This is a genomic window from Erythrobacter sp. W302b, assembly GCF_046452395.1.
Taxonomy (GTDB): domain Bacteria; phylum Pseudomonadota; class Alphaproteobacteria; order Sphingomonadales; family Sphingomonadaceae; genus Erythrobacter.
In genome coordinates this window covers 1-23,642 of record NZ_JBKFDH010000005.1, presented here as the reverse complement: position 1 = coordinate 23,642, position 23,642 = coordinate 1, and the positions used below count along the sequence as shown (strand labels likewise).

Sequence of the window (23,642 nt, the reverse complement as noted above, 5' to 3'; positions counted from 1 at the left end):
CAATGATGGCCGCGCTTCCCGATTCCAAACCCACGCCGATGATGGCGCAATACCTCGCGCTGCGCGAGGAGGCGGGCGATGCGCTGCTGTTCTACCGGATGGGCGATTTCTTCGAACTGTTCTTTGAAGACGCGCGCACGGCCGCCCAGATTCTCGACATCGCGCTGACCACCCGGGGCGAACATGGCGGCGCGCCGATCCCAATGTGCGGGGTGCCGGTGCATTCGGCGGAGGGTTACCTTGCGCGGTTGATCAAGGCGGGCTGCCGGGTCGCGATTGCCGAACAGGTCGAAACGCCCGACGAGGCCAAGGCGCGGGCCAAGCGCGAAGGCACGCCCTCGTCCAAGGTGCTGGTGGGCCGCGCGATCGTGCGGCTGGTGACGGCGGGGACGCTGACCGAGGAAGCGCTGCTTGAACCGCGCCGGGCGAATGTCTTGGCAGCGCTGGCAGAATTGCGCGGCACGGTGGGGATTGCCGCCGTCGATGTGTCCACGGGGGCGATGGTTCTGGAAGAATGCGCCGCCGATCAGCTCGGCGCAGCGCTGGCGCGACTTGGCCCAAGCGAGATCATCATTCCCGAAGCGGGTGCTCGTGAAGACGAGGCCCCCGTCTTCGCGGGGGTTCACATCCCTGTAGAGCCCATTCCCCGGCCGCGCGGCACTTTCGCGAGCGATGCCGGGGCCGAGCGTCTGAAGGCGGTGCATGGGGTGGCGACGCTTGATGCCTTCGGTGATTTCTCGCGCGCGATGCTGGGCGCTGCGGGGGGATTGATCGCCTATCTCGACCATGTCGGGCGCGGCAAGCTTCCGCTGCTGCTGCCTCCGGTGGTGCGCGCTGCCGAGGCGGGCATGGCGATGGATGCGGCAACGCGGGCGAGCCTCGAAATCCTGGAAAGCACCACCGGGGGACGCGCGGGCAGTCTGATCGGGGCGGTCGATCGCTGCGTCACCGGGGCCGGCTCCCGGCTTCTCGCGGAGGATCTGTCCGCGCCCCTGCTCGATATGGCGCAGATCGAAGCCCGCCTCGCGCTGGTGCAGTTCTGGCGCGACCGGCCGATTGAACGCGCGCAATTGCGGGAGGGCTTGCGCGCCATTCCTGATCTGGGCCGCGCCCTGGGCCGCGTGGTGGCGGGCCGGGGCTCTCCCCGCGATCTCGGCCAGCTGCGCGACGGGCTGTCCGAGGCCATGCGCCTGCACCATTGGCTGAGCGGTGCGCCGGATCGGCCCGCGCTGCTCGATGCCGTTCTGGCGAAGCTCACCGGCCATGGCGCGCTGACCGATCTCTTGAGCCGCGCGCTGGTACCCTCCCCCCCGACCGAGCGCAGCGGCGGCGGGTTCATCGCGGACGGCTATGACGCCGCGCTCGACGAATTGCGCGCGACCTCCGGCGATGCCCGCCGCGCGATTGCGGCGATGGAAGCACGCTACCGGGACGAAACCGGCATCGCCACGCTCAAGATTCGCCACAACGGCGTGCTCGGCTATTTCATCGAAGTGGGTGCGCGCTATGCCGATGCGCTGATGGCGCCCGACAGTGGCTTCACCCATCGTCAGACGATGGCCGGCGCGGTGCGGTTCAACTCGCTCAAACTGCACGAGGAAGCCGCCCGCATCGCCGAGGCCGGGGGCCATGCGCTGGCGGCGGAAGAAGCGCATTTCGAGGAACTGGTCGCCGAGATCGTCGCCGCGCGCCACGCCATCGCCGCCACCGCCGCCGCGCTCGCCCGGATCGATGTCGCCGCCGCCAATGCCGAACGCGCCGCCGAGGGTGACTGGTGCCGCCCCGAAATTGCCGAGGACGCAGGCCTTTCCATCATCGGCGGGCGTCATCCGGTGGTCGAAGCAGCCCTCGCCAAAGCGGGCGAGCGATTTGTGGCAAATGATTGCCAGTTGGCCGAGGCCAATCGCCTCTGGCTGATCGGCGGGCCGAACATGGGCGGCAAGTCCACCTTCCTGCGCCAGAACGCGCTGATCGTTCTGTTGGCGCAAGCGGGGTGCTTTGTACCATCATCGGCGGCGCGTATCGGCCTGGTAGACCGGTTGTTCAGCCGGGTGGGCGCGGCCGATAACCTCGCGCGGGGCCGTTCCACCTTCATGGTCGAGATGGTCGAGACCGCCGCCATTCTGGCGCAGGCGACCGCCCGCAGCTTCGTGATCCTCGACGAAGTGGGGCGCGGCACCTCGACTTATGATGGCCTGGCGCTGGCCTGGGCGGTGGCCGAGGCGGTGCACTCCACCATCCGCTGCCGGTGCCTTTTCGCGACCCATTACCACGAACTCGCCCGCCTCGCGGAAAGCTGCGAGGCGTTGAGCCTCCACCATGTCCGCGCGCGCGAATGGCAGGGCGATCTGGTGCTGTTGCATGAACTGGCCAACGGACCGGCGGACCGCTCCTATGGCCTTGCGGTCGCGCGGCTGGCCGGGGTGCCAGCGCCGGTGGTTGCCCGCGCCCAGGCGGTGCTCGAAAAGCTCGAAGCGACCCGCACCGCAACCGGGGGCATCGCCGCAGGTCTCGGCGATCTGCCGCTCTTCGCCGCGCTGGCTGCCGAACCGGCACCCCCCTCGCCCGAACAGCAGCTCGCCGAAGCCCTGCGCAATGCCGATCTGGACGCGCTTACCCCGCGCGAGGCGCTCGACCTGCTTTACGAATGGAAGCGGGCGCTGCCCAAATCGAAGCATTGAGCGCCAAGGCGCAACGCAATCACCGCGTCAGGGTTGGCCGGTTTCGTGCAAAGCATCAGGCCCGGCGTCGTCATCCTCCTCATCCGCGTCCGCGCCACTGTCGCGATAGCGGGTGGGCTCATCGTCATGTTCCGGCTCGCCGGCAAAGGCCGAATTGTCGATCGTGCCGGTCTCTTCCATATGGTTCATGATGTCGATCAGATCGGCCTCGTCCCCGTCGTCATCGGCGAGGCCAGTCGCAGGCGACTTGCGGCTTTCGGTTCCTCCGGCGCGGCCTGACTCGGGATCAAGCGCATCGGCGGCGACATCCTGCGCCTGTTCACCGCTCTCATCCTGTTCGGCGTTGCGGGTTTCATGCGCCAGCCCTTGCGGACGGCCATCGTCAGTGGAGGAATCGGGGGTCTTATAGTCGGACATGGTTCTTCTCCTTGCCCGCGCATAAGCCTTCACACCTCCCGCATGTTGCACCGCGGGCGACAGTCCGGTTGCCCAGCGGGACAGAGCACTTTGCACGAAGTTTTAACCGCAGTCGGGCTAGGCACGCGCCATGTACAAGTCGGTGTTCCAGAGCAGCAAAGCCGCGCTCGCTTTTGCCGGACTGACCGTGTTCAGCGCGGTATCGCTCGTCGGCACTTCGGATGACAGCGGCATCGTCGGCAAGGCAGCCGACTTTATCAGCGCCCAGCGCGCCAACATCGCGAGCGAGGCCCAGGCTTTTGCCGAGGGCCAGAGCCAGGGCGACACTCCGGGCCAGGCCGGCGCAGGCTCGGGCAGCGAGAATGCGGTCTTCGGCGACTATGGAGCGGACGACGCGAGCGGCGCGAAGGCCTCCGGCGGAACCGCAAGCCCAGCCGGCAATCCGATGACCGCGCCACTATCGCCGACCGCGACGGTGGATCACCGCGGACCCACGACAACCGGCGAGCCGTACATCTCGGACCGCGAAATGACGATTGAGCTGAAGTAACCCCTCAGCGGGTCGGAACGGGAACCTCGCCCGTGTAATCGTAGAACCCGCGCCCGGTCTTGCGGCCGAGCCAACCGGCCTCGACATATTTCACCAGCAGCGGCGCCGCGCGATACTTGCTGTCGCGGGTGGTGGTGTAGAGCACGTTGATGATGTCGAGGCAGGTGTCGAGCCCGACGAAATCCGCGAGTTGCAGCGGCCCCATCGGGTGGTTGAGGCCGAGGCGGCAGCCCTTGTCGATATCCTCGATCCCGGCCGTGCTCTGACCGAGCACGAACACCGCCTCGTTGATCATCGGCAGCAGGATGCGGTTGACGACGAAACCGGGTTCGTCCTGGCTCAGCACCACTTCCTTGCCCAGCCCTTTGGCGAAGGCGGTGACGCGGTCGGTGGTGTCCTGCGCCGTGGCGAGACCGGGAATGACCTCGATCAGCCCCATCACCGGCACCGGGTTGAAGAAGTGCAGCCCGATGAAGCGCGCCGGATCGGGCGAGTGGTTGGCCATGCGGGTGATCGGGATCGACGAGGTGTTGGACGCCATGATCGCTGCGGGAGCGAGCACCTTGCCCGACTTCTCGAAGATCGCGTTCTTGATCTCCTCGCGCTCGGTCGCGGCTTCGATGATGAGGTCGGCATCTGCGAAGGGCGCATAATCGGCGACGGGGGTAATGCGCGCCAGCAGGCTTTCGGCCTCAGCCGCTTCGATCTTGCCGCGCCCCATCAGCTTGACCAGCGCCTTTTCGACATTGGCCTTGCCGGCCTCGGCCCGGGCGAGGTCAACATCGGTCAGCATCACGTTCATGCCGTGGGCGGCGATCGTCTGGGCGATGCCGGTGCCCATTTGTCCGGCCCCGATGACGGCGATGGTGCGCATGATGTGTCCTTCGCAAGTGCAGCAATTGGCCGCGCTGTTAGCGACGGGCTCAGGCAAAAGCTAGCGATTAGCGCCGGGGACCCACTTCACATCCATCCGGCCATTGTCGTTCACCACGCGGGCAAGGACGAAGAGGTAGTCGGACAGGCGATTGATATAGGCCAGCGCCGCCGGGTTGACCGGGAGTTCCGCGGCCAACTCGACCATCGCGCGCTCTGCCGCGCGGGTGGTGGCACGGGCGACGTGCAGACGCGCGGCAAGTTCGGTCCCGCCGGGCAGGATGAAGCTGGTCAGCGGTTGGAGCGCGGCGTTGCAGGCATCAATCCGCTGCTCGAGCCATTCGACCTGCGCGGGCACGATCCGCAGCACCATTTCGGACGGGGTGAAGTCGTCTCCGGGCGTGGCCAGATCGGCGCCGAGATCGAACAGGTCGTTCTGGATGCGGGTGATCTCTGCCCCCGGTGCGCCCGTCATCTTGACGGCGGCAAGCCCGATCGCCGAGTTCGCCTCATCCACCAGCCCCATGGCGTTGATCCGCGCCGAATGCTTGGGGCAGCGCGACCCGTCGACCAGGCCCGTCGTGCCGTCATCCCCGGTGCGGGTGTAGATCCGGTTGAGCTTGACCATCGGGCGCTCAGCGCGAAGCGGCAAGGATGATCGCGACCACCACGATGGCGAGCGCCTGATACTTGATACGCGCGAACATTGCCTTGTTCTGTAGCAGTTGCATATCGGTGGCGGTCTCGCTCTTGCCGGTTTCAAGATCGATCTTGGTCGTCTTGAGGAAGGCAACGATCCCCTTGATCAGCGAAAAGGCCACCAGTCCCATGAGGACAAGCAATACGGGCACGAGGACGTAGTTCATGCGTGCCTAAATGGACGCATGAACGTCAGGTTCCAAGTGACAAATGTTGCAACCTGAGTTGCTCGGCAAGCATCCGCCCATCCTCACCCGCGGCGCGGCGCTCGGCCAAGGCCGGTGAGCCGCGGCGTTTGGCGAGTTTTTCACCGTCTGCGCCGAGCAATAACGGGTGGTGATGCCAGCGCGGCACCGGGAGGTCGAGCAGGGCTTGCAGGGTGCGGTGCACGTGGCTGGCGGCGAAGAGATCCGCCCCGCGCGTCACCAGCGTCACCCCGTCCGCCGCATCATCCAGCGTCACGGCGAGGTGATAGCTGGCGGGCAAGTCCTTGCGCAGCAGCACGACATCGCCAAGGCCGGAGAGATCCACCGCTTGCGATCCGGCGAGGGCGTCATCCCAGATCAACGGCCCGGTCTCCGCCATCGCCTTGGCCACATCGAGCCGCCATGCTGCGGGGCGTGCAGGGTCGGGCGGCTGGCGCTTGCAGGTGCCCGGATAGATAAGGCCATCCGAGCCTTCCACTGCTCCCGCCGCCTCGATCTCCTTGCGGGTGCAGGTGCAGGGATAGAGGAGCCCGCGCGCCTTCAGCGCCTCGGCCGCAGCGGCATAGCTGGCAAGCCGCGTCGATTGCGCGGGCACTTCGTCCCATTCGAGCCCGAGCCATGCGAGATCGCGGCGGAATTCATCCGCCAGCTCCGGGCGAGAGCGCGGCCCGTCGATATCCTCGATCCTGAGCAGAAACTGCCCCCCGCTTGCGCGCGCCAGATCATGCGCAACAATCGCGCTCAAAGCATGGCCGAGATGCAGCCGTCCGTTGGGGCTGGGCGCAAAACGGGTCACCTGAGGCACGCAAACCGACATGGCCGCCCCATGCCACAGGACATATTGTTGCGCTATCCACAGCCTCTCCACAGCGCGTCCCTGTGGATACCCACCCTGTAACGGGTTTGACTCTTTGTCGTGCCACGTCAGGATGCACGTCAATCAGGGAGGAACGCGCATCGTGTTCAATGCCGAACTGATCGAAAGAGTGGCACGGTTCCGCGGGGTTAATGAGGACCCGACGCGCAACCTGTCGGCCTGCCCGGCGCTGGTGCTCAACGCCGATTACACCCCCTTGTCCTATTACCCGCTGAGCCTGTGGCCGTGGCAGACCGCGATCAAGGCCGTGTTCCTCGACCGGGTGGACATCGTCGCCAGCTATGACCGCGAAGTGCACTCGCCCAGCTTCGACATGAAAATTCCGAGCGTGATCGCGCTCCGGCAATATGTGAAGCAGAGCGAATTTCCGGCCTTCACCCGGTTCAACGTGTTCCTGCGCGACCGCTTCCAGTGCCAGTATTGTGGCAGCACCGAACATCTGACCTTCGACCACGTGACCCCGCGCCGGCTCGGGGGCCGGACAACGTGGGAGAACATCATCACCGCCTGCGCCCCGTGCAACATGAAGAAGGGTGGCCGCACCCCCAAGCAGGCCGGAATGCCCGTCCACCAGACGCCGATTCGTCCGACCAGCTGGCAGTTGCAGCAGCATGGCAAGCTGTTCCCGCCCAATTTCCTGCACGAAACCTGGCGCGACTGGCTCTATTGGGACGTCGAACTGGAAGCGTAGTCGCGCCGAAACGGCTTGTCCTCAACGCGACCAGCGCGCCTCGCGCCTGCTGCGGCTGATGCGTAACGTGGCGGGATCATCGCCGTTCCGACGCGCATAGGTGAAGCCGTCAGTCGCCGGATCGTCCCACAGGGCAGGCGTCATGGGTTCGCCTTCCGGTGACAGCCACGCGCCTTCCTCGGCAAAGCGGATGTAGGACGCAAGGTGCCGTGCGCGCGCGGCGGCGAGTGCGGCAACATGATCCTCCAGCGCGAGATCGCGCCCCACCCAGTCCACCGGCATATCCTGGCAATAGGCGTTGTTGTTGCCGTGCTGGGTACGCCCGAACTCGTCCCCGGCAGTCAGCATGATTGTGCCGGTCGAGGCGAACAACGTCCCCAGCAGCGCCCGCGCATCGGCGGCGCGGCGGGCACGGATGGCGGGGTCGTCAGTCGGGCCTTCCACGCCGCCATTCCACGAGTGGTTTTCGCCATGGCCATCGCGGTTATCCTCGCCATTGGCGTGGTTGTGGCGGTGTTCGTAGGCGACCGTATCTGCCAGCGTGAAGCCATCATGCGCGGCGAGGAAATTGACGCTGCGGCAGTCGGCGCCGAACAGATCGGACGAACCTGCGATGCGGGTGGCGAGCGCTCCCACGCTCCCGGTCCCGCGCCAGAAGCGGCGGACATCGTCGCGGAAGGTGTCGTTCCATTCGAGCCAGTTGGCCGGAAAGCGTCCAAGCTGGTAGCCGCCGGGGCCGATGTCCCACGGCTCGGCGATCATCACCCGGTCGGCGAGGCGCGGGTGGGCGGCGAGTTCGGCGAAGATCGGGGCGTGAGGATCGAACCCCGGCCCGCGCGCGATCACCGGCGCGAGGTCGAAGCGGAAGCCGTCGATGCCGCAATGGCGCACGAAGTGGTCGAGCGTGTCGATCATCAGCCGCCTGACCGCCGGATTGGCGAAGTCGAGCGTGTTGCCGCAGCCGGTGTCGTTGATGAGGCTGCCATCGGGCGCGCGCGCATAGGCTTGCGGGTCAAGCCCGCGCAGGGAGAGTGTGCCGCCGTCGACGTCGCTCTCGCCCGAATGGTTGAACACGAGGTCGAGGATCACCCCGATCCCGGCATCGTGCAGCGCTGCGACGGTCTCGCGCAGTTCGGCCACACCGCCGGGGCACAGTCCGGGGTCGAGCGCCATCATCGCCACGGGGTTGTAGCCCCAGTGGTTGGCGAGGCCGAGTGGCGGCAGGTGCCGCTCGTCGATCCAGGCGATGATCGGCATAAGCTCGATCGCGCTGACGTGGAGTTTCTTGAGGTGCGCGATCACTGCCGGATGAGAGAGCGCAGCGATGGTGCCGCGCTGGGCCTCGGGCACCTCGGGGTGGAGCGCGGTGAACCCCGCGACGTTCAATTCGTAGATCAGCCCGCCGCGCTGGAAATGCGGAGGCTGGTGCGGCACTTCCGGCAAAGGCCCGGTGACGATGGCGCGCGGGACAATGTCGGCGGTGTCCTCACCATATCGCGCGAGGCGCGGGTGCTGGACGAAGCGGCGGTCGAGTTCCAGCGCGTAAGGGTCGACCAGCAGCTTGGCCGGGTCGAACCACAGGCCCTGCTCCGGCGCGTAGGGGCCGTGCGCGCGGTAGGCGTAGCGGGTGCCGGCGAGCTCGCCGGGGAGGTCGAGCGTCCAGACTTCGCCCGTGCGGGTCATCGGCAGGCGGGTTTCGGCCGCGCCATCGAACAGGCACAGGTCCAGCCCCTCGGCCAAGGGCGCGCGCACCGCGAAGCGGGTGGTTTTCCCCTTGACGGCGCTGCCCAATTCCACCCCTACCTCCGTTCGCCTCGAGCGAAGTCGAGAGGCCCTGCTTGTGTCTCGACTTCGCTCGACACGAACGGGCTGGTGGTCATGTCACCACATCGGGCGCGGTTCGCCCGGTGTGCGCGGCGATCCCGGCGATGGCTTCGGCAGCGGCAATGAGGTCGGCGAGCATCGCGGGGGTTGCCTCCGCCAGTCGCCCCTCCGGGCCTTCGTAGCGTTCGAGATAGACCCGCAAGGTCGCCCCTTCGGTGCCCGTGCCCGACAGGCGGAACACGATCCGCGAGCCGCAGGCGAACATCACGCGCACGCCCTGATTGCGGCTCACCGAGCCGTCGACCGGATCGGTATAGGCGAACTGGTCGGCGGCGTTGACGGTCAAAGGCCCGAAGGCCTTGCCTGGCAGACCGCCGAGCGAGCCCTCCAGCGCCGCCATCAGTGTGTTCGCCTTGTCGGTCGCGATCGCCTCGTAATCATGGCGCGCATAGTAGTTGTGCCCGAAGCGCGCCCAGTGTTCCTGCGCGATCTGCGCCACGGGCTTGCCCGTCACCGCCAGAATGTTGAGCCACAGCAGCACCGCCCACAGCCCGTCCTTTTCGCGCACATGGTCGCTGCCGGTGCCGGCGCTTTCCTCGCCGCAGATTGTGGCCTTTCCGGCGTCGAGCAGGGTGCCGAAGAACTTCCACCCCGTCGGCGTCTCCCACAAGGGAATGCCCAGCGCCTCGGCCACCCGGTCGGCGGCGGCGCTGGTGGGCATGGAGCGGGCGATGCCCTTGAGGCCCCCGGCATAGGCCGGGGCCAGATGGGCATTGGCCGCCAGCATCGCCAGCGAATCCGAGGGGGTGATGAAGACCCCCTTGCCGATGATGAGGTTGCGGTCCCCGTCCCCGTCCGATGCCGCGCCGATGGTGGGCGCGCCTTCGGCCATCATCAGGCTGTATAGCTCTGCCGCGTGAACGAGGTTAGGGTCAGGGTGGTGCCCGCCAAAGTCCTCCAGCGGCACGCCGTTGCGCACCGTCCCGGCGGGAAAGCCGAGGCGGCCTTCGAGGATCTCGCGCGCGTAAGGCCCGGTCACCGCATGCATCGCGTCGAACGCCATCGTCAGCGCCCCGCTTGCCACGGCGGCGCGGATCGCGGGGAAATCGAACAGTTCCTCCATGAGGTCGGCATAGTCAGCGACGGGATCGATCACTTCGACCACCAGGTCGCCCACCTGCGACGTTCCGATCCGGTCGAGATCGACTTTGCCTTCGACCATCATCCAGCGGTCGATGGTCTGCGTGCGCGCATAGATCGCCTCGGTCACCGCCTCGGGCGCGGGGCCGCCATTGGCGATGTTGTACTTGATCCCGAAATCCTCGTCCGGCCCGCCGGGGTTGTGGCTGGCCGAGAGGATCAACCCGCCGCTCGCCCCATACTTGCGGATCACATGGCTGGCGGCGGGGGTGGAGAGGATGCCGCCTTGCCCCACCAGCACGCGGGCGTAGCCATTGGCCGCCGCCATTTCGACCGCCCGGGCAATCACCGCGCGGTTATGGAACCGCCCGTCCCCGCCGATCACCAGCGTCGAACCAGCGGCACGCTCCGCCACGTCGAACACCGACTGGATGAAGTTCTCGGCATAGTTCGGCTGCTGGAACACCCGCACCTTCTTGCGCAGGCCCGACGTGCCGGGCTTCTGGCCGTCGAACGGCGTCGTGGCGACGGTGGTGATCATCCCTGTTCCTCGATCAGCTGCCGGTAGAGCCCGGCATAGGCCGCGCCGCTCGCCCCCCATGAGAAATCCGCCCGCATCCCGTTTTTCTGGAGCCGTTTCCACTCAGCGGGCTGCGCATAAAGCGCGACGGTGCGGCTCACCGCCATGGCCAGCGCGCCGTGGCTGACGGTGTTCATCTGGATCCCGGTCGCGACCCCTGCGGCGAGCGCGGCAGGGTTGGCATCAATCACCGTATCGGCGAGCCCCCCGGTGCGCGAGACCACGGGCACACAGCCGTAGGCCAGACCGTAAAGCTGGGTCAGGCCGCAGGGTTCGAACCGGCTCGGGATGAGGATCGCATCCCCGCCGCCCTGCAAGCGATGGGAAAGGCCCTCGTCATAGCCGAGCCTCACACCAATCCGCCCGGGATGGCGCGCGGCGGCGGCGAGGAAGGCCTCGGCAATCTCCGCGTCGCCCGAGCCGAGCAGCGCCAGCCGCCCACCAATCCCGACGAGGTGATCGAGCACGGTTTCGAGCACATCCATGCCCTTCTGCCAGGTGAGCCGGCTGACCACCACGAACAGGGGGCCATCATCGCGGTCGAGCCCGAATTCCCGCTCCAACGCGCGCTTGTTGGTCGCCCGCGCGGCCAGCTTGCCCGGCGTGAAACGAGCGGCGAGGTGCGGGTCGCTCGCCGGGTTCCATTCCGCCGTGTCGATCCCGTTCAAGATGCCGTGGACGCGGTTTGATCGCGCCAGCACCACCCCTTCCAGCCCCATCCCGAATTCGACCGAGCGGATCTCGCCCGCATAGGTCGGGCTGACCGTGGTGATCGCCTCGGCGAGCTGCATCCCGGCCTTGAGGAAACCGACCCCACCGTAAGACTCAACGCCGTCGACCGTCCACGCCGCTGGCGGCAGGCCGAGCTGCGGGAAGATTTCGGCAGGGTAATAGCCCTGAAATGCCATGTTGTGGATGGTCATGACACTCGGCACCGCGCGCCCGCCCGTCAGCGGCGCGAGGCGCAGGTAGGCGGGCACCAGCCCCGCCTGCCAGTCATGCGCGTGGACGAGATCGAAGCTGCGGCCCTTGACCGCGCCGCCCGCTATATCCGCCGCCGCGCGGGCGAAGGCGGCAAAGCGGCGCCAGTTGTCGTCCCAGTCGCGGCCCGCAGCGTCGGCATAAGGCCCGCCCTCGCGCCCGAACAGCGCGGGCGCGTCGAGCACCAGCAGCGGATGCTCCCCCAGCTTGCCCGCGAGCAGCCGTGCGGGCACGCCGAGCAGCGCGTCCCACCTGTGCACCGCCTTCGCCTTGCCGAGCTTCGCCAGCACCGCCGGATAGCCGGGGATGAAGGTCGTCACCTCCACGCCCTGTGCTGCCAGCGCCGCCGGCAGCGCACCCGCCACGTCGGCCAGACCACCGGTCTTGACCAGCGGGGCAGCCTCCGAGGCGACCGAGAGGACTTTCACCGTCATCCCTGCAAGCGCGCCATCATGTCGCGGGTGACCAGCACCACGCCCTTCTCCGACACCCGGAACCGGCGCGCATCGAGTTCGGGGTCTTCGCCGATCACCATGCCTTCGGGGATGCGGACGCCGGAATCGATGATCACTTTGCCCAGCCGCGCCCCACGCCCGATGTTGCAATAGGGCAGGATCACCGCCTCGCGCACATTGGAGAAGCTTCCGATCTTCACGCCCGTGAACAACAGGCTGCGGCGCACTTCCGATCCGGAGATGATGCAGTCCCCCGACACCAGCGAGGACACCGCAAAGCCGCGCCGCCCGTCCTCGTCATGGACGAACTTGGCCGGCGCGGCGACCACCGCATCGGTCCAGATCGGCCAGTCACGGTCATAAAGGTTGAGCTTGGGCACCGTATCGGTGAGGTCGAGATTGGCTTCGAAATAGGCGTCCAGCGTGCCGACATCGCGCCAATATTCCTCGATTTCCTCGGCAGCGCGGATGCAGGAATTGGTGAAGCGGTGCGCGACCGCTTTGCCGTGCTTGACGATATAGGGGATGATGTCCCCGCCGAAATCGCGCTTCGAGTTCGGATCGTCGGCATCGCGGCGCAGCTGTTCGAACAGAAAATCGGTGTTGAAGACGTAGATCCCCATCGAGGCGAGCGCCATGGTCTCGTTGCCCGGAATGCCCGGCGGGTCTTTCGGCTTTTCGACGAAGGCGGTGATGGTGTCCTTGTCGTCGACCTGCATCACGCCGAACCCGGTCGCCTCCATCCGGGGGACGACCAGACAGCCCACGGTCACGTCCGCGCCCGAATTGACGTGCTGTTGCAGCATCAATTCGTAGTCCATCTTGTAGATGTGGTCGCCCGCCAGGATCACCATGTATTTGGGCGCAAGGCTGGCGATGATGTCGATGTTCTGGAACACCGCATCGGCCGTGCCTTCGTACCACTGGTTTTCCGAGACGCGCTGGCTGGCGGGCAGGATGTCGAAGCTTTCGTTGCGTTCCGGGCGCAGGAAGGTCCAGGCGCGCTGCATGTGGCGGATCAGCGAGTGCGCCTTGTATTGCGTCGCAACGCCAATGCGGCGGATGCCGGAGTTGATCGCGTTCGACAGCGCAAAGTCGATGATGCGCGATTTGCCGCCGAAATAGACCGCGGGCTTGGCGCGCCGGTCGGTCAGTTCCATCAAGCGGCTGCCGCGTCCGCCCGCCAGCACATAGGCCATCGCGTCACGCGCGAGCGGTCTGCCCGAAGTCCTCTCAATCATCCCATTATCTCCCCGTGGATCTGGCTTTTGCGCCTTCTTATCCTGTGAATTGCAGCATTATCGTGGCGAGTGGCGGCAGCACGATCTGGACCGCGCCGTCGGTGGCTGTGACATGCCCCATGTTGCCCTTGCCGCTGCCGCCGTAGATGTCCGCATCGCTGTTGAGCACCTCGGCCCACACCCCGTCATGCGGCAGCGGAACGCGGTAGTGGCTGTGGAGCGCGGGCGTCATATTGGCGATCACCGCCACTGGCGCCGCCCCCGGCGCCTTGCGCAGCCAGGCGAAGACCGAGTTGTCGGCATCGTCCGAGATCAGCCATTGGAACCCCTCACCCTCGCAATCGCGCGCGTGGAGCGCGGGCGTGGTGCGGTAGAGGCGGTTGAGATCGCGGATCAGATCGGCCACGCCGCGATGCGCGGGCGCGTCCATCAGGTGCCAGTCGAGCGCGCGCTCCTCGCTCCATTCGCGGCGCTGGGCGAATTCCTGGCCCATGAAGAGGAGCTTCTTGCCGGGATAGCCCCACATCATCGCATAATAGGCGCGCAGGTTGGCGAATTGCTGCCAGTCGTCCCCGCTCATCTTGCCGAGGATCGTGCCCTTGCCGTGGACCACTTCATCGTGGCTCAGGGGGAGGACGAAGTTCTCGGAGAAGGCATAGACGAGGCCGAAGGTGATCTCGGAATGGTGGTATTTCCGGTGGATCGGATCACGCGCCATGTATTGCAGCGTGTCGTGCATGAAGCCCATGTTCCACTTGAACCCGAAGCCCAGCGCGGTGCGCGGGCCTTCGTCGAAGGCGGGCTGCGAGACGCCGGGCCATGAGGTCGATTCCTCGGCGATGGTCATGGTGGCTGCGTGGGTGCCATAGAGCGCGCGGTTGGTGGCGCGCATGAATTCGACCGCCTCCCAGTTCTCGCGGCCCCCTTCGGCATTGGGGATCCACTCGCCGTCCTTGCGGGAGTAATCGCGGTAGAGCATCGAGGCGACGGCATCGACGCGCAGGCCATCGACATGATACTGCTCGGCCCAGAACAGCGCGTTGTTGATGAGGAAGCTGCGCACTTCCTTGCGTCCGAAATTGTAGATCGCGGTGTTCCAGTCGGGGTGGAAGCCGAGGCGCGGGTCTTCGTGTTCATACAGCGCCGTGCCGTCGAACCGGGCGAGGCCGTGCTCGTCGACCGGGAAGTGCGCGGGCACCCAGTCGATCAGAACCCCGATCCCCGCCCGGTGCGCCCCGTCGACGAAGCGGGCGAAGCCTTCCACGTCACCGAACCGGGCCGACGGGGCATAGAGCCCGGTGGTCTGGTAGCCCCAGCTCGGATCATAGGGGTGTTCGGAGACCGGCAGGAACTCGATATGGGTGAAGCCCATGTCGGCGGCATAGGGGATCAGCCGCGCGGCCATCTCGTCCCAGGTCAGGAACCAGCCATTGTCGTCGCGCTGCCATGAACCGGGGTGGACTTCGTAGATGGAGATCGCCTCGCGCCGGGGATCGACGCTGGCCCAATGCGCGCGGTGGGCATCGTCGCCCCATTCGCGCTTGCCGGGGCGGGCGACGATGCTGGCGGTCTTGGGCCGCAATTCGCTGGCGAAGGCGAAGGGATCGGCCTTCAGGGGCTGCACCGCGCCGTCGGGGCCGATGATGCGGTATTTGTAGGCCGTGCCTTCGCCGATGTCGGGGATGAAGATTTCCCACACGCCGATATCGACCCGGCGGCGCATCATGTGGGCGGCCGGGTTCCAGCCGTTGAAATCGCCCACAAGGGTCACGCTGCGAGCATTGGGTGCCCATACCGCGAAGTGCACGCCATCCGCGCCCTCGTGATGGATCACATGCGCGCCCAATTTGTCGAACAGGCGGAAATGGGTGCCCTCGGCGATCAGGAAGTCGTCCATCGGGCCGAGGACGGGGCCGAAGGAATAGAGGTCGGTCACCCACCACTCCGCCCCGTTCCCCCGGCAGCGATAGCGCACCGGCTTGGGCTTGCCGCGCAGCTTGCCCTCGAACAGCGGGCCATCGACGCGGGTCATCTTGCCCAGCCTGCCGCCCTTCAGCGAGAAGGCCTCGGCCTCCTCCGCGCCGTGCAGGATCGCGCGGGCGAAGGTGCCTTCGGGGCCATCATGCGGGCCGAGCAGCGCGAAGGGATCGGCGTGCGACCCGTCCAGCAGCGCGGCAATGGCCTCCGCCGGTGGTTTCACTTCACACCCCAGATCTCGCGCGCATATTCGCCGATGGTGCGATCGGACGAGAACCAGCCGACATTGGCGATGTTCATGATCGCCGACTTGCGCCACGCCGCGCGATCCTCCCACCGCGCATCGACATCGCGCTGGGCGGCGGCGTAGGCATCGAAGTCGGCCGCGACCATGAACCAGTCGGAATTGTAGAGCGCGTCCATCAAGCCGGCATAGCGAGTCGGCTCGTCCGGGCTGAACACCCCGTTGGCGATGGAATTCACCGCCTGACACAATTCGCGGCTGCCCTCGATCACTTGGCGGGGGTTGTAACCCTCGGCGCGCTTGGCGGCGACCTCCTCGGCGGTGAGGCCGAAGATCACGATATTCTCGCGGCCCACGTGCTCCATGATCTCGATATTCGCGCCATCGAGGGTGCCGATGGTCAGCGCGCCGTTGAAGGCGAACTTCATGTTCCCCGTGCCCGAGGCTTCCATGCCCGCCGTGGAAATCTGCTCGGAAAGGTCGGCGGCCGGAATGATCTGCTCGGCCAGAGACACGTTGTAATTGGGGACGAACACCACCTTCAGCAGCTCGCCCACGCTGGGATCGGAATTGATCCGCCGCGCGATATCGTTGGCGAGTTTGATGATGAGCTTGGCGTTGTGATAGGTCGGCGCCGCCTTGCCGCCGAAGATCTTCACGCGCGGCACCCAGTCGCGTTCCGGGTGGCTGCGGATCTGGTCATAGAGCGCGACCGTCTCGATCAGATTGAGCAGCTGGCGCTTGTATTCGTGGATGCGCTTGATCTGCACGTCGAACAGCGCGTCGGGATCGAGCCTGAGGCCGGTCAATTCGCGCAGATGGTTCGACAGGTCGACCTTGTTCGCGCGCTTCACCTCGTCGACCCGCTCGCCGAGCGCGGCATCGCCCGCCATCGCGGCGAGGTCCGAGAGCTTCTCCGCATCGGCGATGAACGCGCTGCCGATCGCCTCGCGCACCAGGCTGGTCAGGCGCGGGTTCGACTGGTGCAGCCAGCGGCGCGGGGTGACGCCGTTGGTCTTGTTGTTGATGCGGGTCGGATAGAGCTTGTGGAGATCGGCGAAGACCGTCTCTTTCATCAACCCGGTGTGGAGCGCCGCCACCCCGTTGATCGAATGCGCGCCGACGAAGGCGAGGTTCGCCATCCGCACGCGGCGCTCGCCATGCTCGTCGATCAGCGAGATCGCGGCGATGGCGGCATCGTCCAGTCCCGCCTTGCGCGCCTCGCGCAGCACCTTGGCGTTGATCGCATAGACGATCTGCATGTGGCGCGGCAGCAGCCGTTCGAACAAGGGCAGCGGCCAGCTTTCAAGCGCTTCGGGCAGCAGGGTGTGGTTGGTGTAGCCGATGGTGGCGCGGGTGATGTCCCATGCTTCGTCGAAGTCCAGCCCGTGCTCGTCCTTCAGCAGCCGCATCAGCTCGGCCACGGCGACGGAGGGGTGGGTGTCGTTCAGCTGGATCGCCGCCTTCTCGGGCAGAGTGCGGATATCGCCGTAATATTGCACGTGGCGGCGAACGATGTCCTGGATGCTGGCCGACGAGAAGAAGAACTCCTGCCTGAGGCGCAATTCCTGCCCGGCCGGGGTCGAATCCGCCGGATAGAGCACCCGCACCAGACTGTCGGCGCGCACCTGCGCGGCAAGCGCGCCCGCGTGGTCGCCCGCATTGAAGGCAGCAAGCTGGATCGGGTCGAGCGCATTGGCGGTCCACAGCCGCAGCGTGTTGACCCGCTTGCCCTGCCAGCCCACCACCGGCGTATCGACCGCTGTCGCTTCGATCTTTTCGCCCGGGGCCCAGTGGATCTTGCCCCCATCGCTCGTCACCTCCCCACCGAAACCGACGAGGTAGGAGCTTTCGCGCCGCTCAAACTCCCACGGGTTGCCGTGGGCGAGCCAGGTTTCGGGCAGCTCGACCTGCCAGCCATCGTCGATGCGCTGGCGGAACATGCCGTTGATGTAGCGGATGCCATAGCCGAAGGCCGGGATGTCGAGACTGGCGAGACTCTCCATGAAGCAGGCCGCGAGCCGCCCCAACCCGCCATTGCCAAGCGCGGCATCGGGCTCCAGCTCCTCCAGCACCGCCAGATCGAGGCCATGTTCGCGCAGGGCCTGCTCCATCTCGCGGGTGACGCCAAGGTTCGACAGCGCATCGCGCAGCAGGCGGCCGATCAGGAATTCGAGACTGAGGTAATAGACCCGCTTGGCCCCGGCCTTATGCGCGCGGGAGGTGGAGGCAAACCAGTTGTCGATGATGTCATCGCGCAGGGCGAGCACGGCGGCATTGTACCAGTCGTGCGGCTTGGCCGCGCGTTCGTTCTTGCCTACGCGGTGGCGCAGGGCGCCGACAATGCGGGCGTCGAGTTCCTGGGACTTGCCATCGGGGCGGTTGGTCACGCGGGACAGTCTCCTTGGTTGAACCGGCCCGGGAACCCTGTCCGGCGCAGCCTTGCCGCCGCCGTTTGCCCCCCGGCATTGCCCGCCACACTAACCAGTTGCGTGCGAACGCAGCAATCGAAGATGTGGTGTGACAGTCGTATTCATGGCTGATTGTGCCGCGTTGCGGCCTCTCAGGCTTGCCAGACGCGGCGAAGCGCCCGATGCGAGGACGAAGGGAGGCGGCGATGGAGCAACTGCACGCGCTGGCACAGGCCGCTGGGGTGGCGCGCGAATGGACCGACGTGGAAGGCCGCCAGCAGATCGTCGCTGACGATGCGTTAGCGGCGGTGCTGACGGCGCTCGGCCATGAAGCGGGCAGCGCGGGGCAGATCGCCCGCAGCCTCGCCACAGTCGGGCAACGCCGCGCCGCGCTCCCGCCGATGCTGGTCGCCGATTGCGGGGCAAGCATCCCCCTGCCCTTCGCCCCCTCCCGCGCCGAGGCAACCGGTGAGGACGGCGGCACCCGCCCGCTGGCGCTTGATGGTGACCGGCTGACGGCCCCCGATACGCCGGGCTATTACGATCTCGTGCTGGATGGCCGCGCGCTGAAGCTGGCGGTCGCGCCGGCCCGATGCCCCTTGCCTGCCGCCGCCGCTCGCCGCCCGTGGGGCGTATCGCTGCAAATCCCGGCATTGCGCAGCGCGCAGCCCTCGCCCTTCGGCACCTTTGGCGACTTGGCCGAGGCCGCCTGGGTTCTCGGCGCGGCGGGTGCGGACGCGCTGGCGATCAACCCGGTGCACGCGCTGTTTCCGGGGCATGGGGTGGGATACAGCCCCTATTCGCCCTCCAGCCGCCTGTTCCTCAACGGCGCGATGGGCGATCCCGCGCTGGTGGGCCTGCCGCCGCTGGCGCCATCGCCCGAGGCCGGGCCGCTGATCGACTGGGCGGAGGCCTTGCCGCAGCGTTTGGCCGAATTGCGCAAGGTCTTCGCCGCGCTCACCCCGGCACAGCGCGCGAGGATGGCCGCGACGGACGATGCGATGCTGCGCCGCCACGCGCTGTTCGACGCGCTCGATTGCCACTTCCGTCCGGCAGGCGCGCATGGCTGGCGCGATTGGCCTGCCGCCTTCCATGACCCCGCAGGCTCCGCCGCCAGCCGCTTTGCGGCCGAGCACCCGGACGAGATCGCCTTCCACCTCTTCGTCCAATGGCTTGCGCGGGAGGGGCTTGAGGCGGCGCAGTCCGCCGCGAGGGGCGCAGGCATGGGCGTCGGCCTGATCGCCGACCTGGCCGTCGGCGTCGATCCGGCGGGCAGCGATGCCTGGTCGCTGCGCCATGCGATGCTGGACGGGCTGACCATCGGGGCACCGCCCGATCCACTCGGGCCATTGGGGCAGAACTGGTCGATCACCGGCTTCTCGCCCGAGGGCCTGCGCGCCTCCGCTTACGAACCGTGGATCGCGATGATCCGCGCCGCCATGAGCGCTGGCGGCGGGCTGAGGATCGACCACGCCTTCGGCCTCGCGCGGCTCTGGGTCATCCCTCAAGGCGGCGCGACGCGGGACGGGGCCTACCTCAGCTACCCCTTCGACGATCTCATCCGCCTCGTCACCTTGGAAGCGCACCGCGCCAAGGCCTTTGTCATCGCCGAAGACCTCGGCACCGCGCCCTACGGCTTCACCCAGGCTGTCACCGAGCGGCAAATGCTGGGGATGCGCGTCCTGTGGTTCGAACGCGCCGCCGATCACGGCTTTATCGGCCCGCAGGATTACGAGCCGCTTAGCGCCGCGATGAGCGGGACGCATGACACCGTCACCGTCGCGGGCTGGTGGCGCGGGCGCGATCTCGACTGGGCGGAAAAGCTCGGCCGGCTGCCCGAAGGCACCAGCCGCGCCGAGGCCGAGGCGATCCGCGACTGGGATCGCGGGCTCTTGTGGTCCACGCTCGACCATACCGCCCCTCGCCCTGCGCCCGACAACCCCGCCCCGGTGGTCGATGCCGCCATCGCCCACATCGCCCGCACGCCTGCGGCCATCGCGCTGGTGGCGCTGGAGGATCTGCTGGGGCTGGAGGAGCAGCCGAACCTGCCCGGCACCATCACCGAGCATCCCAATTGGCGCCGCCGCTGCAACGCGCCGACCGCCGATCTGATCGCCGACGCGCAAGTCCGGCAGCGCTGCGCGACGCTCGGCGGCCCAGACGCTCGCTAGGCGCAGCTTTCGGGCCATCCCAACAAAATTGACGATACGCCCCGCTCCCCAGCTCGGCTATCCCCTTGGGCCACAACCGCGACCAGGGAGAGGTGCGCTATGGATCTGGGACTCAAGGGCAAGAAAGTCATCATGAACGGCGGGGCGCATGGCCTCGGCCTGCAAGCGCTCAAGCTGTTCGCGGCCGAGGGCGCGGATGTCGCCTTCTTCAGCCGCAAGGAAGACAAGATCGAAGCCGCCAAGGCCGAGATCGACGCTGCCGGGCCGGGCAAGGTGTTTGCCGAAGTCTTCGACATGGCGACCGGGACCGAGGCCTATCAGGCGTGGCTCGAGAAGGCCGTCAAGGAACTGGGCGGCTGCGATATCTTCGTCCACACCGCGTCTGCCTCCGGCACCGGCGGGGCGGGCGACTGGCAGGCCTGCCTCGACATGGACCTGAAGGGCGCGGCCTTCGCAGTCGAGACGCTGACGCCTTACCTTGAAGCCTCGGGTACCGGGTCGATCGTGATGCTCTCCTCGACCGCCGCGCTCGAGACCTTCATCGCCCCCAACCCCTTCAACGCGATCAAGGCCGCGCTGATCACCTATGCCTCGCAGCTTTCGCAGGCCTATGCGGCCAAGGGCATCCGCGTGAACACCGTCTCGCCCGGCGCGATCTACTACAAGGGCGGCAACTGGGAGATTATCGAGGAGCACATGAAGCCGCTCTACGATGCGACCCTCGCCAAGATGCCCACGGGCCGCTTCGGTGAGCCGGTCGAGGTCGCCAAGGCGATCGTCTTCGTCGCGAGCCCGGCGGTGCCCTACATGACCGGCGCGAACATCGTGGTGGACGGCGGGTTTACCCAGCGCGTCCAGTTCTAATCCCCTACCCGCAAGAGGCCCAAACCATGGCGCAAATCGACCGCGACAAGCTGCTCGACATCTATACCCGCACGATGAAGGTGAACCGCACCGACGAGAAGTTCCGCGAGCTGCTGATGGGCGGCAAGGTCGCGGTGATGTATTACTGCGTGCGCGGGCAGGAGCTGGTCTCGGCGGCGGCGATGGCGGCGCTCGAGAAGGAGGACTACGTCGTCTGCACCTATCGCGGGCAGGGCGAGCAGACCGCCAAGGGCATCCCGATGGAAAAGTGGTGGGGCGAATGCCTCGGCAAGGCGACCGGCACTTGCAAGGGCAAGGGCGGCACCATGCACATCACCGATCCCGAAACGGGGATCATGGTGACGACGGGGGTGGTCGGCAGCGGCCTCCCCATCGCCAACGGCCTCGCCATGGCGAGCCAGAACAATGGTGATGGCCGCGTGACGCTGGTGAGCTTCGGCGACGGGGCGGCCAATATCGGCGGCTTCCACGAGGCGATGAACATGGCCCAGCTCTACAAGCTGCCGGTCGTCTTCCTGTGCCAGAACAACCGCTACGGCGAGCACACGTCCTATGCCGACCATACCGACAGCCCGAACATCGCCAGCCGCGCCGCGGGTTACGGGATGAAGGGCGTCACCGTTGACGGCAATGATGTCCACCAGATCTATCCCGCGATGCAGGAAGCGGTCGAACGTGCGCGGCGCGGTGAGGGTCCGACGCTGGTCGAGGCCATGTGCTACCGCATGATGGGCCACTTCTTCGGCTCGGACTTCAGCTACATGCCGCCCGAGCACATCGCCGAAATGAAGGCCGAGGATCCGCTGCCCAAGCTGCGCAAGGTGATGCTCGACTACCAGTTCACCGAGGAAGAGCTCGACGCCATCGTCGCCGACATTGACGCGCAGATCAACGCCGCGGTCGAACACGCGCTCGCCGCGCCGCTGCCGGATACCGATGAAATCTACAAGGACGTGCTGGAGGAGACCGCCTGATGGCCCAGATCACCATGACTCAGGCGCTGAACCTCGCCATCGACGAGGCAATGGCCGACGATCCGGGCGTGTTCTGCCTCGGCGAGGATGTCTCCGCCAAGCAGGGCGGCGGGGTGTTCAAGGTCACCTCGGGCCTGACCGAGAAGTATGGCGAACACCGCATTCGCGCGACGCCGATCTCGGAAACCGCGATCATCGGTGCCGCCGTGGGCGCCGCGCTCGCGGGCCAGCGCCCGATTGCCGAGATCATGCTGATGAACTTCGTCGGCGTGTGCATGGACCAGATCGTCAACCACGCGGCGAAGCTGCGCTTTATGAGCGGCGGGCAGACACCGTGCCCGATGGTGATCCGCACCACCACCGGCGTCGGCGTCGGCTTTGGCGGGCAGCACTCGGACATGCTCGAAGCGTGGTTTGCCCACGTCGCGGGCATTCATGTGGTGACCCCGTCCAACCCCGCCGACGCGCGCGGGCTGATGCGGGCGAGCATCGACGCCAATGACCCGGTGATCTTCATCGAGAACATCCTGTGCTACGGCCTCAAGGCGGAAGATCCCGGCCCGGGCTACCGCGTGCCGCTCGGCAAGGCGGCGATTGCGCGGGAGGGCAGCGATATCAGCCTCATCACCTATGGCCGCACCGTGCTCGACGCGCTCGATGTGGCGAGCGAGCTGGCCAAGGAAGGCATCTCGGTCGAAGTGATCGACTTGCGCACCATCGCCCCTTACGACGAGGCGACGGTGCTGGCATCGGTCCGCAAGACCGGCCGCGCCATCACCCTGCACGAAGCGGTGCGCCCCTTCGGCACCGGAGCCGAAATTGCCGCCAACATCCAGGAAAAGTGCTGGGACAGCCTCAAGGGCCCGGTGCGGCGGATTGGCGGGACGTTCTCGGCGGTGCCTTTCGCCTCGCATCTCGAACAGGCATGGATCCCGCAGAAATCGGACCTCATCGCACAAATCAAGGCATCGGTAGGTAAGCTGTAAATGGCATCAGAAATCCGCATCCCCAAGCTCGGCATGAGCGCTGTCGAAATGACCCTCGTCGAATGGATGTTCGGCGATGGCGAGCGCGTCGAGAAGGGCGACATCATCTACACCGTCGAGACCGACAAGAGCACGACCGAGATCGAGGCGCAGGCCAGCGGGATCATCCATCCCACCGGCGAGGAAGGCGCGGTCTACAAGGTCGGCGACTTGATCGGGACCATTGAAGAGTAATGCCCTCAAGTAGCGAAGCGGTAGGGCAGCAAGGACTCACGCCGCGCGAACTTCTGGCGAAGGTCTATGCCACGGCCGGCACCCGCGACTGGGCGGCGGTCGAGGCGCTGATCCACCCCGACTTCGTGCTCTACGAGGCCAATTCGCTCCCCTTTCCGGGCGAGTGGCGGGGCAAGGACGCGCTGCAACGCTGCGCCGCGGCGATGTATGGCACCTGGGCCGATACCAAGCTCGAAATGCTCGATTGCACCGGGGGCGACACCTGGGCGGTGATGGTCATCCGCCTGACCATGCACCCCAAGGACGGTTCCGCCCCCTTCACCCAGACGATCTGCGAGGCGGGGTGCTTCGCAGACGGGCTGCTGCGCGAGCTGCGCATCCACTATTTCGACGCCGCCGAAGTCGCCGCGCGGGCGTGAGGGGCGGCGGCTTTCGGGCCGCTCGGATTTCCGGGTGGTCGGCGGGAACGGGGTGGTCAGTTGCCATCGCCCTTGACCGTCGCCCCGTGCTTGACACGGGGCTTGGCTTTTCTTTCTTCGGCCTTC

The 23,642-nt window shown here is 66.8% G+C and carries 20 protein-coding genes; 9 read left to right on the top strand and 11 right to left on the bottom strand.

Annotation, left to right across the window (positions count from 1 at the left end):
* Positions 1-5 precede the first annotated feature (5 nt).
* Positions 6-2,681, top strand: coding sequence for a DNA mismatch repair protein MutS (gene mutS / locus ACLBKT_RS16700; RefSeq protein WP_410184113.1), 2,676 nt, complete (start codon positions 6-8; stop codon positions 2,679-2,681).
* A 27-nt stretch (positions 2,682-2,708) separates the two neighbouring features.
* Here mutS and ACLBKT_RS16695 read toward each other — a convergent pair whose 3' ends face one another.
* The gene (locus ACLBKT_RS16695; RefSeq protein WP_410184112.1) at positions 2,709-3,098 is read right to left on the bottom strand and encodes a hypothetical protein; all 390 of its coding nucleotides are present in this window, start codon (positions 3,096-3,098) and stop codon (positions 2,709-2,711) included.
* A 130-nt stretch (positions 3,099-3,228) separates the two neighbouring features.
* Here ACLBKT_RS16695 and ACLBKT_RS16690 point away from each other — a divergent pair, with 130 nt between their 5' ends.
* On the top strand, positions 3,229-3,648 hold the full coding sequence (locus ACLBKT_RS16690) for a hypothetical protein (protein WP_410184111.1): 420 nt from the start codon (positions 3,229-3,231) through the stop codon (positions 3,646-3,648).
* 4 nt (positions 3,649-3,652) lie between these two features.
* On the opposite strand, the gene ACLBKT_RS16685 is transcribed toward ACLBKT_RS16690, so the two are convergent.
* From ACLBKT_RS16685 to gluQRS, 4 genes are read right to left on the bottom strand one after another with little or no spacing between them, the layout of a single operon-like run.
* On the bottom strand, positions 3,653-4,522 hold the full coding sequence (locus tag ACLBKT_RS16685) for a 3-hydroxyacyl-CoA dehydrogenase NAD-binding domain-containing protein (RefSeq protein ID WP_410184110.1): 870 nt from the start codon (positions 4,520-4,522) through the stop codon (positions 3,653-3,655).
* A gap of 60 nt (positions 4,523-4,582) precedes the next feature.
* On the bottom strand, positions 4,583-5,149 hold the full coding sequence (locus ACLBKT_RS16680) for a cob(I)yrinic acid a,c-diamide adenosyltransferase (protein WP_410184109.1): 567 nt from the start codon (positions 5,147-5,149) through the stop codon (positions 4,583-4,585).
* A gap of 7 nt (positions 5,150-5,156) precedes the next feature.
* Positions 5,157-5,387 carry a hypothetical protein gene (locus ACLBKT_RS16675; RefSeq protein WP_410184108.1) on the bottom strand — a complete coding sequence of 77 codons (231 nt, stop codon included), beginning with the start codon at positions 5,385-5,387 and terminating at the stop codon, positions 5,157-5,159.
* Between the two features lie 25 nt (positions 5,388-5,412).
* The gene (gene gluQRS, locus ACLBKT_RS16670; protein WP_410184107.1) at positions 5,413-6,243 is read right to left on the bottom strand and encodes a tRNA glutamyl-Q(34) synthetase GluQRS; all 831 of its coding nucleotides are present in this window, start codon (positions 6,241-6,243) and stop codon (positions 5,413-5,415) included.
* 142 nt (positions 6,244-6,385) lie between these two features.
* On the opposite strand from gluQRS, the gene ACLBKT_RS16665 reads away from it, so the two are divergent.
* The gene (locus ACLBKT_RS16665) at positions 6,386-6,994 is read left to right on the top strand and encodes an HNH endonuclease (RefSeq protein WP_410184106.1); all 609 of its coding nucleotides are present in this window, start codon (positions 6,386-6,388) and stop codon (positions 6,992-6,994) included.
* Between the two features lie 21 nt (positions 6,995-7,015).
* Here ACLBKT_RS16665 and glgX read toward each other — a convergent pair whose 3' ends face one another.
* The 6 genes from glgX to ACLBKT_RS16635 all read right to left on the bottom strand — a co-directional run bounded on the left by glgX (position 7,016) and on the right by ACLBKT_RS16635 (position 17,826).
* Positions 7,016-8,791 (bottom strand): glycogen debranching protein GlgX, encoded by a 1,776-nt coding sequence (gene glgX / locus ACLBKT_RS16660; RefSeq protein WP_410184105.1) that lies wholly within the window; start codon positions 8,789-8,791, stop codon positions 7,016-7,018.
* Between the two features lie 79 nt (positions 8,792-8,870).
* A complete protein-coding gene (locus ACLBKT_RS16655; RefSeq protein WP_410184104.1) occupies positions 8,871-10,499 on the bottom strand; it encodes an alpha-D-glucose phosphate-specific phosphoglucomutase in 1,629 nt (542 codons plus the stop codon).
* Positions 10,496-11,953, bottom strand: a complete 1,458-nt coding sequence (gene glgA, locus ACLBKT_RS16650) for a glycogen synthase GlgA (RefSeq protein ID WP_410184103.1) — start codon at positions 11,951-11,953, stop codon at positions 10,496-10,498. The genes ACLBKT_RS16655 and glgA overlap by 4 nt, the downstream gene beginning before the upstream one ends.
* Complete coding sequence (glgC, locus tag ACLBKT_RS16645) at positions 11,950-13,215, bottom strand: glucose-1-phosphate adenylyltransferase (RefSeq protein WP_410184102.1); 1,266 nt, start codon at positions 13,213-13,215, stop codon at positions 11,950-11,952. Before glgC ends, glgA begins: the two co-directional genes overlap by 4 nt.
* 37 nt (positions 13,216-13,252) lie before the next feature.
* The gene (gene glgB, locus ACLBKT_RS16640) at positions 13,253-15,415 is read right to left on the bottom strand and encodes a 1,4-alpha-glucan branching protein GlgB (RefSeq protein WP_410184101.1); all 2,163 of its coding nucleotides are present in this window, start codon (positions 15,413-15,415) and stop codon (positions 13,253-13,255) included.
* Complete coding sequence (locus ACLBKT_RS16635; protein ID WP_410184100.1) at positions 15,412-17,826, bottom strand: glycogen/starch/alpha-glucan phosphorylase; 2,415 nt, start codon at positions 17,824-17,826, stop codon at positions 15,412-15,414. Before ACLBKT_RS16635 ends, glgB begins: the two co-directional genes overlap by 4 nt.
* A gap of 227 nt (positions 17,827-18,053) precedes the next feature.
* Between ACLBKT_RS16635 and malQ the strand changes: the two genes are divergently transcribed.
* From malQ to ACLBKT_RS16605, 6 genes are all read left to right on the top strand, one after another.
* The gene (gene malQ, locus ACLBKT_RS16630; protein ID WP_410184099.1) at positions 18,054-20,018 is read left to right on the top strand and encodes a 4-alpha-glucanotransferase; all 1,965 of its coding nucleotides are present in this window, start codon (positions 18,054-18,056) and stop codon (positions 20,016-20,018) included.
* A 99-nt stretch (positions 20,019-20,117) separates the two neighbouring features.
* Complete coding sequence (locus ACLBKT_RS16625) at positions 20,118-20,882, top strand: SDR family NAD(P)-dependent oxidoreductase (RefSeq protein ID WP_410184098.1); 765 nt, start codon at positions 20,118-20,120, stop codon at positions 20,880-20,882.
* A 26-nt stretch (positions 20,883-20,908) separates the two neighbouring features.
* On the top strand, positions 20,909-21,877 hold the full coding sequence (locus ACLBKT_RS16620) for a thiamine pyrophosphate-dependent dehydrogenase E1 component subunit alpha (protein ID WP_410184097.1): 969 nt from the start codon (positions 20,909-20,911) through the stop codon (positions 21,875-21,877).
* The gene (locus tag ACLBKT_RS16615; protein ID WP_410184096.1) at positions 21,877-22,863 is read left to right on the top strand and encodes an alpha-ketoacid dehydrogenase subunit beta; all 987 of its coding nucleotides are present in this window, start codon (positions 21,877-21,879) and stop codon (positions 22,861-22,863) included. The genes ACLBKT_RS16620 and ACLBKT_RS16615 overlap by 1 nt, the downstream gene beginning before the upstream one ends.
* Entirely contained in the window at positions 22,864-23,097 is a 234-nt protein-coding gene (locus tag ACLBKT_RS16610) for a biotin/lipoyl-containing protein (protein ID WP_017665057.1), read from the top strand. It abuts the gene before it with no gap.
* A complete protein-coding gene (locus ACLBKT_RS16605; protein WP_410184095.1) occupies positions 23,097-23,516 on the top strand; it encodes a nuclear transport factor 2 family protein in 420 nt (139 codons plus the stop codon). Before ACLBKT_RS16610 ends, ACLBKT_RS16605 begins: the two co-directional genes overlap by 1 nt.
* The last annotated feature ends 126 nt before the right edge of the window (positions 23,517-23,642 follow it).

Excerpts from the sequence above, each read along its gene's own strand:
- ACLBKT_RS16695 (WP_410184112.1), bottom strand. The coding sequence starts at position 3,098 with ATGTCCGACTATAAGACCCCCGATTCCTCCACTGACGATGGCCGTCCG.
- glgA (WP_410184103.1), bottom strand. The coding sequence starts at position 11,953 with ATGACGGTGAAAGTCCTCTCGGTCGCCTCGGAGGCTGCCCCGCTGGTC.
- ACLBKT_RS16680 (WP_410184109.1), bottom strand. The coding sequence starts at position 5,149 with ATGGTCAAGCTCAACCGGATCTACACCCGCACCGGGGATGACGGCACG.
- ACLBKT_RS16690 (WP_410184111.1), top strand. The coding sequence starts at position 3,229 with ATGTACAAGTCGGTGTTCCAGAGCAGCAAAGCCGCGCTCGCTTTTGCC.
- ACLBKT_RS16620 (WP_410184097.1), top strand. The coding sequence starts at position 20,909 with ATGGCGCAAATCGACCGCGACAAGCTGCTCGACATCTATACCCGCACG.
- ACLBKT_RS16610 (WP_017665057.1), top strand. The coding sequence starts at position 22,864 with ATGGCATCAGAAATCCGCATCCCCAAGCTCGGCATGAGCGCTGTCGAA.
- ACLBKT_RS16615 (WP_410184096.1), top strand. The coding sequence starts at position 21,877 with ATGGCCCAGATCACCATGACTCAGGCGCTGAACCTCGCCATCGACGAG.
- ACLBKT_RS16625 (WP_410184098.1), top strand. The coding sequence starts at position 20,118 with ATGGATCTGGGACTCAAGGGCAAGAAAGTCATCATGAACGGCGGGGCG.
- ACLBKT_RS16675 (WP_410184108.1), bottom strand. The coding sequence starts at position 5,387 with ATGAACTACGTCCTCGTGCCCGTATTGCTTGTCCTCATGGGACTGGTG.
- mutS (WP_410184113.1), top strand. The coding sequence starts at position 6 with ATGGCCGCGCTTCCCGATTCCAAACCCACGCCGATGATGGCGCAATAC.
- malQ (WP_410184099.1), top strand. The coding sequence starts at position 18,054 with ATGGAGCAACTGCACGCGCTGGCACAGGCCGCTGGGGTGGCGCGCGAA.
- ACLBKT_RS16605 (WP_410184095.1), top strand. The coding sequence starts at position 23,097 with ATGCCCTCAAGTAGCGAAGCGGTAGGGCAGCAAGGACTCACGCCGCGC.
- glgC (WP_410184102.1), bottom strand. The coding sequence starts at position 13,215 with ATGATTGAGAGGACTTCGGGCAGACCGCTCGCGCGTGACGCGATGGCC.
- ACLBKT_RS16655 (WP_410184104.1), bottom strand. The coding sequence starts at position 10,499 with ATGATCACCACCGTCGCCACGACGCCGTTCGACGGCCAGAAGCCCGGC.
- ACLBKT_RS16685 (WP_410184110.1), bottom strand. The coding sequence starts at position 4,522 with ATGCGCACCATCGCCGTCATCGGGGCCGGACAAATGGGCACCGGCATC.
- gluQRS (WP_410184107.1), bottom strand. The coding sequence starts at position 6,243 with ATGTCGGTTTGCGTGCCTCAGGTGACCCGTTTTGCGCCCAGCCCCAAC.